Genomic DNA, 12,176 nt, shown 5'->3' on the forward strand with positions numbered 1-12,176 from the left:
TTCCTTTCCACCGATATTGTCGTGAGATTAACCTTAAAAGGTTAATCTTTAGTTCTCGAAAAGGAAATATAATGACACCACATCATTTTCACCATCCCATTCGCAAAAATATTTTTATCATTCTGTGCACGATAAAAGCATCATGAGAATATTCAGCACATTGAAGCGATCATATATTCCGCATTATCTGCGTTATTCTTCTATGGTGTTGACACCTTTCAACAACCAAACTGCTGAAAATCTCCCCCTTTTGAAAGGGCATCATAAGAGATGAACACATCCATCATCTCTCTCCCGACAGCATTTAGAACTTCTTCCTCACCACTCTCAACCCTCATGCAGATAACCGGCTCGGTTCCCAAACAAGCCCCACACCTCCACACCCTCTTGGCGCAAAAGACAACGAAATTTTTCTGCAAGCCTATCAAAAATATTCACGATTCCTAAAGGGAAGCGTCCCCTTTTGAACGGGCGTCATAATGGATGAGTACATCCATCATCTCCGTCACAACAGCATTGAGAGCTTCTCGTTCATCACCTTCGGCCATAATGCGGATAACCTGCTCGGTTCCAGAAGCACGGATAACCAAACGTGCTTTTTTCCCCAAACGCTGCGTTGCTTGATCTATTGCCGTTTTGACCGGATCTTTTTTCAGTACATTTTTGTTGTTAATCGTGACATTTTTTAAAATTTGTGGCACAGGTTCAAACCGTTTACACAAGTAGCTCATAGGGCTTTGACTTTCTTGCATACAAGCTAAAATTTGCAAAGCAGCCACCAGCCCATCACCCGTTGTACCAAAATCACTGAGCACAATATGCCCGGAAGCTTCACCACCAACATTATAGCCCTTTTGGCGCATTGCATCGACAACATAGCGATCCCCAACATTTGTTCGCACAAGTTCCAAGCCTTTGCTCCCCAAGAAGCGCTCAAGTCCAAGATTCGACATAACAGTTGCTACAACACCATTACACTGTAACCGTCCGGTTTTATGCCAGTTTTCAGCAATCACAGCGATCAACTGATCCCCATCAATTGTTTGGGCTTTTTCATCAACAAGGAGAACACGATCACCATCACCATCAAGAGCAATCCCCACATCGGCACGCACTTCATGAACTTTCTTTTTTAAAGAAGCCAAATCGGTTGATCCACATTGTTGATTAATATTGGTACCATTTGGCGTATCGTTAATTGCAAAGACCTCGGCTCCCAATTCCCATAAAGCACGTGGAGCAGCTTTATAAGCAGCGCCATTGGCGCAATCTACAACGATCCGCAAAGCATCCAAACGAACATCACGGGGCAGAGTTCTCTTAGCATATTCTATATAACGATAAATGTCGCCCTCGACCCGTTTTGCATAGCCAATCTCAGCACAACTTGCTAGGGATTTTGAAAGATCTGTATCGATCAATTGCTCAATTTTTGCTTCCATATCATCGGAAAGCTTAAAACCATCAGGACCAAAAAGTTTAATTCCATTATCATAGAAGGGATTATGAGAAGCAGAAATCATCACTCCAAGATCAGCACGCAAAGAGCGACAAAGCATAGCAACAGCAGGCGTTGGCACAGGTCCCAACAAAAAAGCCTCCATTCCTGCAGCCGTAAATCCCGATACCAAAGCATTTTCCAACATATAGCCAGATAATCGGGTATCCTTGCCAATCACCACACGACGCGATTGTCGTTGTGAGCGAAATAAGACCCCCACAGCCATCCCCACTTTCATGGCAAAATCTGGTGTCATAGGAAAGACATTTGCTTTCCCCCGAATTCCATCTGTACCAAAATATTTTTGTGCCATGCCTCTTTCCTTTATTCACACTTCTTCTTTTGCAGCTCTATTGGAAGAGAATCTCCAATACAGCGAAATCCCTCATGTGATAAGATCATTTGCACCCCTTCATTCTTTCATATTTTAAACAATCAAGACGCACACCATACCCGTCAACGAGAATAAATCTCTGCTTCCATCACCAATACCCCTCCTACAAATTATGCTTCTACTTCTCCTACATGAAGCAAGACCATCCTCCTACATGCTTAACGCATACGATGCCTGTAAATAAAATCAAAGGAGATCTCTACAGCCTTTACGCACACACATTGTAAACCGTCCAACACCAACGGCTTGATCATGCACATAAGGCAAGCATGCAAATCACGAACACTCCTGCTTATACACCTTCCCTTATATTGCTTAGAAGGCGCAAACCCACTGCTTGCGCCTCTCCAAGAAAATTTACTGCGTATTTTCTCCAAGATATGCTCATTCAAGTGTCATGAGAAGGTTTCTGTTTTCCTTTATCCTGTTTGGTAGCATTTTTTTCAGTACTGGCTTTACTTTTAGAACGATTGACTGCTTTTGTGATACTTTTTGTGTTTTGCGTTTTTTTTTCAGCTCCATGAGACTGTGTTTCTTCAAACTTGGCATCACTGGATTTGGCATCATTGGATTTTGATGTTTCCTTTCCAACTTTTACCGGTGCGTTTCCCGCTTCTGTTTTATCAGAATCGGTTTCATCCGCATCTTTTCTTTTAACATCCGTTTTACCAGTGTCTATTTTACCAGTGTCTATTTTCTCCGCGTTTGTTGTATCAGACTCTACCTTCATTGCTCCAGTCTTAGGCACAGAGGAAATACGTGGAGAAGCGATTTCATCTTTTTGTGTTCGTGAAGGAGGCTTTCCTGCAATGACCTCGTTAATTTCAGCGCCTGTTAAGGTTTCATATTCCAACAAACCTTGCGCCAAAGCGAACCATTCTTTTTTCTTTGCTTTCAAAATATTGGTTGCACTTTTATAGGCATCATCAATGAGTTTACGCACTTCCATATCGATCATACGTGCTGTTTCCTCAGAGACATTTTGTGTACGTGCAACGGAATGCCCTAAAAAGACTTCATCCTGATTATCACCATAGGCAACATTGCCAAGCAGGTCAGAAAACCCCCACCGTGTGATCATAGCACGTGCTAATTTTGTTGCTTGTTCAATATCGGAAGAAGCACCGGATGTGATATTTTCCTTACCAAATTTCAACTCTTCGGCCACGCGTCCTCCCATCATAATGGCCAACCGAGAAATCATCCATCGATAACTCATGGAATAACGATCACCTTCAGGCAATTGCATCACCATTCCCAAAGCTCTCCCTCTTGGCACGATGGTCGCTTTATGGACAGGATCAGCAACAGGTACATTGAGCGCCACGATAGCGTGTCCTGCTTCGTGATAAGCGGTGAGTTCTTTTTCTTCTTGTGTCATAGCGGTTGAGCGACGTTCAGCCCCCATCATCACCTTATCTTTTGCATCTTCAAATTCTTGCATAGTCACAACTCTTTTATTGCGGCTAGCAGCCATGAGAGCAGCTTCATTGACAAGGTTCATCAGATCAGCTCCAGAAAAACCTGGTGTTCCCCTTGCTAAAATTTTCAGATCAACATTAGGGGCCAAAGGCACGTTGCGCACATGTACCTTCAAGATCTGCTCACGTCCAGAAACATCAGGATTTGGCACAACCACCTGCCGATCAAAACGCCCTGGTCTTAACAAAGCAGGGTCGAGCACATCGGGACGATTCGTTGCGGCAATGAGAATAATGCTTTCATTGGGCTCAAAACCATCCATTTCAACAAGCAGCTGGTTTAAAGTTTGCTCACGTTCGTCGTTTCCACCCCCCAGTCCAGCACCACGATGGCGTCCCACAGCGTCGATTTCATCAATAAAGATGATACAGGGGGCATTTTTTTTAGCCTGTTCGAACATATCGCGCACGCGGCTTGCCCCAACACCCACAAACATTTCGACAAAATCGGACCCTGAAATGGTAAAGAATGGCACATTGGCTTCGCCTGCCACAGAGCGTGCTAGCAAGGTTTTACCAGTTCCTGGAGGACCAACGAGCAAAACGCCTCGTGGGATACGTCCCCCTAGGCGTTGAAATTTTTGTGGTTCACGTAAAAATTCGACAATTTCCTGGAGATCCTGCTTTGCTTCTTCAACACCTGCGACATCCTGAAAAGTCACGCGGCCCTGTGCTTCATTGAGCAGTTTTGCTTTTGATTTTCCAAATCCCATCGCCCCACGTGATCCATTTTGCATTTGGCGCATAAAGAAGACCCACGCCCCAACGATAATAATAACAGGGAGTAAAGAAAAGAGAAGATTGAGGAAGATACTATTGCCAGAGCTTTCAGGAATAGCTCTAACATTCACATTTTTGTTTTCTAATTTTTGTATCAAGCCTGGATCTCGTGGAGCATAGGTTGAAATAGCTCTATGTTCGATAGTTTGTCCTGTTAATTTTTGACCTTGAATGGTTACAGATTTCAGTTCATTATTCTCAACTTTTTGCAAAAATTCGGAATAAGAGATCTCTCTACCTCCAGAACGTTGGCTATCTCCATTAAAGAGAGAAAACGATACAATCAGAATCAAGGCAATAACCCCCCAAATGAGGAGAGAGCGGTAATTGGAATTCATATTCGGCCCACTTAATCAAGTATAGATTTCAAATAGTTCCTTTTAACATATAACCTTGTCTGTTCCTTGCCAAGGTATGAAAGGATGTTTATTGTATTTTAAGAGTAATTTTTCTTTATCTTTTCACCTCAATATTAAAAAAAGGTTCCACAACATTGACGAGATCGATATCTTCGCGTGACAAAAGCCAATCAAAAGGCGCCATAATCCGCTTTATAATGATATTTTGATGAAAAAGATCTTGATCACTCAATTCTGGAATATCGCATCCTTTATGATTTGAGATCATCAGCAACGATTTTAAAGAAGGAAAATGAGGATTTTTAAGATCAATAGAACTGTTTTGCAACAAAGATTTCAGCTGTTTCAAACCTGCTGCTCCAACCTTAACGGCCTCGGCTCCATGATTGGTAATCTGATAGCGCCCATCCCATAAAAAATTTTTCCCAGGTTCAATGATTGTCTCTTTCATGTTTCGAGATTCGCGCCAAAGAGTAATTCCGTTTTTGTTATATTCAATGACAGAGCGCGCATAAGTAAAGCGCTGCTTTTCTGGTGCGTGGAGACAGAGCCTTTGGTTAAGAGTAATCAATTTTTGCACAGGAAGCAAATAAAAACCTCCTCCCATCAACACAGCAAAGAGTCCAACAACAAAGGGAAAACCTGGATGGTGCTGTAAAAATGGTACAGGCTTTGCAATAAAACAACGTCCATATTCAACAGTGATATCCAGAGCCAAAATTAAATCGGCAATAATTTTTGCTTGTTGACGACGCCTCAGCGTAGCTTCATGAACCCTTTGCCCAATAACAGCAAGTTTTTTGTGCTGAAGGGATTGACGCACACGCACGCGTTCAAAATTGCGATCTTCATTGGTGGGATCATCGATCCATGTTTTGCCCTTTAAGCACAAATAAGCACGCAATGTGTTGCGTTTTACACCAAGAAGCGGACGAATCAAGCGTATTTCTCGACAGAGCAATGATTCACGTGGGATACAAGATAAACCACGCGTATACATTAACCCATCATTTTTTTCAGCAATAAGGTAGCTTTTTTGCGCAATATTTTTTTCTGCATAATTGCTATCACGCATGCTTACAAAGGCTCGTTGCTGCCTCTCTTCTGTATCCTTCTGAAGACGCTGATAGCGCATCTGGTAAGTTTCAACCTGATCGTTGAGCGTATGTCCTGTCATAATAAGCGTTGCACCTTGTTTTTGCGCTTCTTTAAACAAGAGATTATAGCGTGCACTACGAGCACTTGAAGCGATATGCGTCTTTGGTTTTTTGCCTTCCCACCGCACAATGCTGTGTTTAATGCGATGGGCACAACAAATTTCTGCAACGGTTAAAGCTTCACAAGCTGATTCTTCACGTAATTGATGATCAACAGTGACAGCAATTATTTCCGGAGGAACAGAGAGCGTTTTTAAATGGTCTTTGACTAAAAACAGCAAAGCCAAAGAATCACTCCCTCCTGAAACCGCAAGGATCACTTTTTGACACTGGATAAAATCCGATGTTTTAAAGAGATTTCCTGCTAGTCTAATGCACACCGTTAACGGCCTCATTTCTTTTTAGAGGTTTACAAAAAATAGATTCTAATGTTTTAGAGTATTTTGCTTTTTTCGCAACCAGGGCACAAGCCTCTTTATTCGGCTCAAGAGCAACCATACTTCTTGCCAATTTTAGCAAAATTTCAGAAGTATAGAGTTTCTTTTTGTCTGTATACCACGCGCTAAGATAAACTTGTGCTGCTTCATGATAACGCTTTTGTCCCAACAAAGCTTCTGCCAACCAAAACAAAGTATCATCACGTAAAGGATCTTTTTTATAACGTTGTTGAAAAGCACAAAAGGCTTTCTCGGCTTCAACATAGTTGGCAGAACGAATAAAGTCATAACCTTGCTTATACAATTCTTTAGAAGAAAGAAGAGAGGAATCCTTACCCTGCTGCGATTCCACATTATTTTTTCCTTTATGCACCTTCTCTAAACGGTTATAAACTTCCTGCAAATGATTTTCTATTTCCTTTGCATCTTTATGCACTTCCCTCAGATGTTGATCAGCTTTTTGCAAATGCTCATGCATTTTCTGCGCATGACTTTCATGATCATGGCTCTCCACTTTAGCATCATGGCTTTCTCCATTAGCAATATTGTTCTGATCATCTTTTGTACGATGCTCTTGCACGCCTTTTTCTTTTACAGTCTGCAAATTTTTATCCAAAGATGCGCGCTCAAAAGCACATGAATAAACAGAAGAGCTTTTTTTATCAAAAAGCCGGTGGAATTGCCTTTGCACAGTCTTCAAACTATTATGTTCAAGTACTGCTTGTATATTATGCAAAAGTTTATCTAAATCATAATCTTTAAACAGAACCTTCTGATTTTCTAAAATAAACTCTCCACTTTGAGTCATTCCCTGAAAAGAAGACATACCCGCAGCTTTTTCTCCAGCACTATCGGCCGCTTTATTCACCGCATCGGCGGCTTGTTCCGCGGCACTATCGGCCGCTTTATTCACCGCATCGGCTGCTTCTTTCGCAGCACTATCGGTCGCTTTATTCACCGCATCGGCTGCTTCTTTCGCAGCACTATCGGTCGCTTTATTCACCGCATCGGCGGCTTGTTCCGCGGCACTATCGGTCGCTTTATTCACCGCATCGGCGGCTTGTTCCGCGGCACTATCGGTCGCTTTATTTACCGCATCGGCTGCTTCTTTCGCGGCACTACCGGTCGCTTTATTCACCGCATCGGCGGCTTGTTCCGCGGCACTATCGGTCGCTTTATTTACCGCATCGGCTGCTTCTTTCGCGGCACTACCGGTCGCTTTATTTACCGCATCGGCTGCTTCTTTCGCAGCACTATCGGTCGCTTTATTCACCGCATCGGCGGCTTGTTCCGCGGCACTATCGGTCGCTTTATTTACCGCATCGGCTGCTTCTTTCGCGGCACTACCGGTCGCTTTATTCACCGCATCGGCTGCTTCTTTCGCAGCACTATCGGCCGCTTTATTCACCGCATCGGCGGCTTGTTCCGCGGCACTATCGGCCGCTTTATTCACCGCATCGGCGGCTTGTTCCGCGGCACTATCGGCCGCTTTATTCACCGCATCGGCGGCTTGTTCCGCGGCACTATCGGCCGCTTTATTCACCGCATCAGCTGTTTCTTCTCCAATACCATTAGCTTTACGCGCCGCATCAGTAGCCTTTTCCACTGCCTTATTCGCCGCATCAGAAGCCGAATCATCTTTAGAATACTGAGAAAACCACCGCGCTGCACTTTGAACAGATGAAGCAGAACACGCTATGAGGACAGCCATACAAAAGGCAGTTCTCCAATTTTTTTTATGACATATCGACATACTTTTCTCCCCTTACAGAGTCAATTTTTAATAACCGTTCATAGTATTAAGTGTTGTAACAGCGCGACGATTTTGGTTCCAACAGGAAATATCATCACACACCGCTACAGGTCTCTCTTTTCCATAAGAAATTGTTTGAATCCGTTGCGTAGACACACCAAGAGAAACCAAATAGTTACGCACAGCAACAGCACGACGCTGTCCCAGTGCCAAATTATATTCACGCGTACCCCGCTCATCAGCATGACCTTCGATCATGATAGAATAATGAGGATAACGAAGCAACCATTCTGCCTGGCGCATTAAAACACGTTCAGCATCAGAATCAATTGAAGAAGAATCGAGACTAAAAAAAACACGATCTCCAACATTAACGGTAAATTCTTGTCCCGAACCCAGCATTGCTTGATTAAAACCCGCCCCATTTGAATAAGCGCCGTTCATACCGTTGAGTGCACCGCTATGTCTTTTTCCACACCCCAGCAAAGACAATGAAAAAAAGAGGACCACAGCTAAGGGATGAAAAATAATATTTCTAGTAGAGTGCATAAACTGATTCTCCTTATTATAAACGTGAAAATTGAAAGGATATATTCTTTCAAAAGCACTTCAAGAATAGTTACTAATTCCTAATGAAGAAAAAATTTCTTATTTTTTCCCTTATTTTTTTAAATCTGCATCACTTTTTTCCCCAGCCTTTCAACACCAATGAGAAATTGCTCTTACGCTTAAACCGTGTACCCTCTGTTTATGCATTATCATCCTGACGGTTTTTCTGCAGCGCATTCAGTTTTGCAAAAACTTTATCAGCATCAAAACTCTTATTAGGATCATTTTTCATTTGATCTTCATGAAGAGCAACATTTTCTGTCACTGATGCGGGAAGCAAAGATCTATCTTCTTCTGCAGCAATAGGACGATTTTTTGCAGCACGTTGGAGTTCGAAATCCAAATCAATTTGTGAACACAACCCTAGCCCTACAGGATCGAGAGAAACCAAGTTAGCGCTATTCCAATGTGTTCTGAGGCGAATTTGTTCAATGGTTGCTTTTGTTGTTCCAATCAACCGCGCAATCTGCGCATCTTTCAACTCGGGATGATTGGTCACCAACCACAAGATACCATTTGGACGATCTCGGCGTCGAGAAAGAGGGATATAGCGTGCACCTTTACGTTTTTTTTCGGGGATACGTACCTTAGACTCGGAAATTCTCAAACGTGCGGTTTGGTCGGCCTCTACCCGGGCGATTTCACTACGTGTCAACTGCCCAGAGCTAATTGGATCCAGACCTTTAATACCATGAGCAGCTTCGCCATCAGCAATAGCTTTCACTTCCAACACATGCAATTTACAAAATTCTGCAATCTGATCAAAAGAAAGCGCGGTGTTATCAACCAGCCAAACAGCTGTAGCTTTGGGCATCAAAAGTTGCGTTGCCATTTTTATAATATCCTCTCACTTTGCCTCTTTATTTAAAGATTGAGGCAGGTTATTGCTCACTCTAGAGCACTGGAACCTTTAGTTTTGCACATCAGGCTTTTCTCTCCACTTTTAATAAAGTGAGTCATGGAATAAACCAATTTTGCCATGAAGTTATATTCTTTAATATAGCCTGATTTTTAATGAACGACAAGATATCTGCCTCATTATGATCCTCAACAGACTGTCTTTACCTTTAAAGTGAATTTTCTTATAAAGGGTTTATTTGATCATTTCACCTTATTATTGCGGCACATTTATTTTGGTGGGGTGCATGTTTTATCGCCTTGAATTGAGGAACACCCCAACGAAAAAGAAAGCCGCAAAACTGGAAGGAAAACTATGGCAGGCCATTCACAATTTAAAAATATTATGCATCGTAAAGGGCGTCAAGATGCGATGCGCTCGAAAATATTTTCTAAGCTTGCACGCGAAATTACTGTTGCAGCCAAACAAGGCGCCCCTGATCCAGCCATGAATCCACGCTTAAGGCTCGCCGTCCAAAATGCCAAAGCACAGTCGATGCCGAAAGACAACATTGAGCGTGCGATTAAGAAAGCTTCAGGTGGTGATGTCGAAAATTATGATGAAGTGCGCTATGAAGGATATGGTCCAGGTGGTATTGCCGTCATTGTTGAAGCTTTAACAGATAACCGCAACCGTACTGCTTCAAACGTGCGCGCTGCCTTTACCAAATCTGGTGGTGCGCTTGGAGAAACAGGATCGGTTAGCTTTATGTTTAATCGAATTGGTGAAATAATTTATAAACTGGAAGCAGGAACATCGGACCACATCATGGATGCTGCAATCGAAGCGGGTGCTGAAGATGTGCAATCAGAAGAGACCGGACATCATATCACATGTGCATTTGAAGATCTTGGTGAAGTTTCTAAAATTCTTGAAGCAAAACTTGGTGAAGCAGAATCAATCAAAACGATTTGGAAAGCCACAACCCTAGCGCCAATAGATGAAGAAAAAGCTTTATCCGTTTTACGCCTTATTTCAACCTTAGAAGAAGATGATGATGTGCAAAATGTTTATGCCAATTTTGACGTGAGTGATGAAATCTTGGCAAAACTGTCTGGTTAATCTCCATACAACCATGACCGTGTGTACTTTGTTTTCCATAAAAGCCCTGCTTATTGCCTACACAACAACATAATCACCTTTCATTTTCCCACAACAAATCCAAAGGCCTCGCTCTTGAAGCGGGGCATCTCATAAAGGTTCTCAAATATTTTCAACAAAAAGCATAAAAATTTTCTGGTAATTTTTTTCAAAGAACTCTTGTCTCAAAAACATGATCGCCCAAAAAAATTTCACCATTAAAGTTTTCCGGTACAGAGCACAGAAAATGTGGTGTAAAACTTCAAAACACATTCAGAGCAATCGAATGTGAAGAGAGTAAACCAATTTTCTCTTACCCCATAACAATCCCTGTAGTTGCACGGGTCTCACGGATTTTACGGTTTTTCATCCAGCGCCTTGTCTTACTGTAGAGTGAGCAAAGGCGACCATGCTGGATCAGAAGCATCATTGGGTGTGGGTAATTGGCGTTCATTGCGTCCAGTAATGTCAATCGTATAAATTTTTGGACCCATGCCGGGATTTTTGCGAAAGAACATCAATACACGACCATTAGGAGCCCACGTTGGCCCTTCATTGTGAAACCCTGTGGTTAAAATCCGCTCTCCTTGCCCATCAGGGTGCATAACACCGATAGAAAATTGTCCCTCTAATTGTTTTGTAAAGGCGATATAATCGCCCTTTGGAGACCAAATGGGTGTAGAATAGCTTCCTTCCCCTGAAGAAATACGTTGGATATTGCTCCCATCCGCATCCATTGTATAGATTTGCGGTTTTCCGCTGCGGTCTGATGAAAAGGCAATTTTTGTTCCATCGGGCGAATAAGAAGCTGATGTGTCAATGGCTGCAGTTGTTGTAATCCTAGTCATTGTGCGAGTCCGTAAATCCATGGTATAAAGGTTTGCGCTCCCGTCATTTTGCAACAAACTCATGATGACCTTTTGTCCATCAGAAGAAAAACGTGGAGCAATTGTCATATTGTTAAAAGCTCCTATCAACTCCCTTTGCCCCATTTCAATTTGTTGCAAGTAAACATGGGGCACTTGCTTATGCTCATAAGCCATATAGGTAATTTCTTGTCGTTTGGGGGAAAAACGGGGTGTAAGAATCAACTCATTGCCGTCAGACATATAGATCAAATTTGCTCCATCTTGATCCATAATTGCTAAGCGTTTAATACGCGCATTTTGCGGACCTGTTTCATCTATAAAAGCGACCCGTGTATCAAAATATCCACTTTCTCCTGTCATCTCACTATAGATCTCATCTGCGATCATATGTGCAACCCGGCGCCAATGTTCCGTTGCAGTATAAAAACGCCGTCCTTTGCGTTGCTGCTTTCCAAAGACGTCCCATAAACGAAAATCGACTCTCAATCGCCCATCGGATTCTCTGATAACTTGTCCGGTCACCAAACCTTGCGTTTTTATTGCTGCCCAATGAGAAAAATTCGGTTGTTTGTTAGGATTGGAGATTTTTTCAAAAAAACTTGTTTTATTAAGAGGTAAAAAAAGTCCTGACCGTTCAAGATCAGCTGTCACCACGGCAGTTATTTTAGATCCAATCGAATCATGAGAAATAAAATCTGTAATTGCAATGGGAATGGGGTTAAAATCAGCATTCGCAATAGTGCCTTTTAGTTGTGCATAAACCGGTGAAAAATTCGAAAGCCACAAACCGAAAGTGACAATAAACCAAGAAAAAAATTTATGTCTTGTTATAGTCATCATGGAATGCATCCTTTCTTT

General features: G+C 42.4%; 8 protein-coding genes. 1 reads left to right on the forward strand and 7 read right to left on the reverse strand.

Annotation, left to right across the window (positions count from 1 at the left end):
* Positions 1–443: 443 nt before the first annotated feature.
* The 6 genes from glmM to J7R07_RS02305 form a co-directional block, all read right to left on the reverse strand.
* Positions 444–1,814, reverse strand: coding sequence for a phosphoglucosamine mutase (glmM, locus tag J7R07_RS02280; protein WP_208435331.1), 1,371 nt, complete (start codon positions 1,812–1,814; stop codon positions 444–446).
* Positions 1,815–2,283: 469 nt separating this feature from the next.
* Complete coding sequence (gene ftsH / locus J7R07_RS02285; RefSeq protein WP_208435332.1) at positions 2,284–4,494, reverse strand: ATP-dependent zinc metalloprotease FtsH; 2,211 nt, start codon at positions 4,492–4,494, stop codon at positions 2,284–2,286.
* Positions 4,495–4,609: 115 nt separating this feature from the next.
* Positions 4,610–6,052, reverse strand: coding sequence for a tRNA lysidine(34) synthetase TilS (gene tilS, locus J7R07_RS02290; protein WP_208435333.1), 1,443 nt, complete (start codon positions 6,050–6,052; stop codon positions 4,610–4,612).
* Positions 6,042–7,862, reverse strand: a complete 1,821-nt coding sequence (locus J7R07_RS02295; RefSeq protein ID WP_246464828.1) for a tol-pal system protein — start codon at positions 7,860–7,862, stop codon at positions 6,042–6,044. The genes tilS and J7R07_RS02295 overlap by 11 nt, the downstream gene beginning before the upstream one ends.
* 27 nt (positions 7,863–7,889) lie before the next feature.
* On the reverse strand, positions 7,890–8,411 hold the full coding sequence (gene pal / locus J7R07_RS02300; RefSeq protein ID WP_208435334.1) for a peptidoglycan-associated lipoprotein Pal: 522 nt from the start codon (positions 8,409–8,411) through the stop codon (positions 7,890–7,892).
* A gap of 199 nt (positions 8,412–8,610) precedes the next feature.
* A complete protein-coding gene (locus tag J7R07_RS02305; protein ID WP_208435335.1) occupies positions 8,611–9,303 on the reverse strand; it encodes a DUF1013 domain-containing protein in 693 nt (230 codons plus the stop codon).
* A gap of 381 nt (positions 9,304–9,684) precedes the next feature.
* On the opposite strand from J7R07_RS02305, the gene J7R07_RS02310 reads away from it, so the two are divergent.
* On the forward strand, positions 9,685–10,431 hold the full coding sequence (locus J7R07_RS02310) for a YebC/PmpR family DNA-binding transcriptional regulator (RefSeq protein ID WP_208435336.1): 747 nt from the start codon (positions 9,685–9,687) through the stop codon (positions 10,429–10,431).
* 401 nt (positions 10,432–10,832) lie between these two features.
* On the opposite strand, the gene tolB is transcribed toward J7R07_RS02310, so the two are convergent.
* Positions 10,833–12,155: a Tol-Pal system beta propeller repeat protein TolB gene (gene tolB / locus J7R07_RS02315; protein WP_208435631.1), complete on the reverse strand. Its 1,323-nt coding sequence runs from the start codon at positions 12,153–12,155 to the stop codon at positions 10,833–10,835.
* Positions 12,156–12,176 lie beyond the last annotated feature (21 nt).

Source organism: Bartonella phoceensis (genome assembly GCF_902825145.1).
GTDB classification, from domain to species: Bacteria; Pseudomonadota; Alphaproteobacteria; order Rhizobiales; family Rhizobiaceae; genus Bartonella; species Bartonella phoceensis.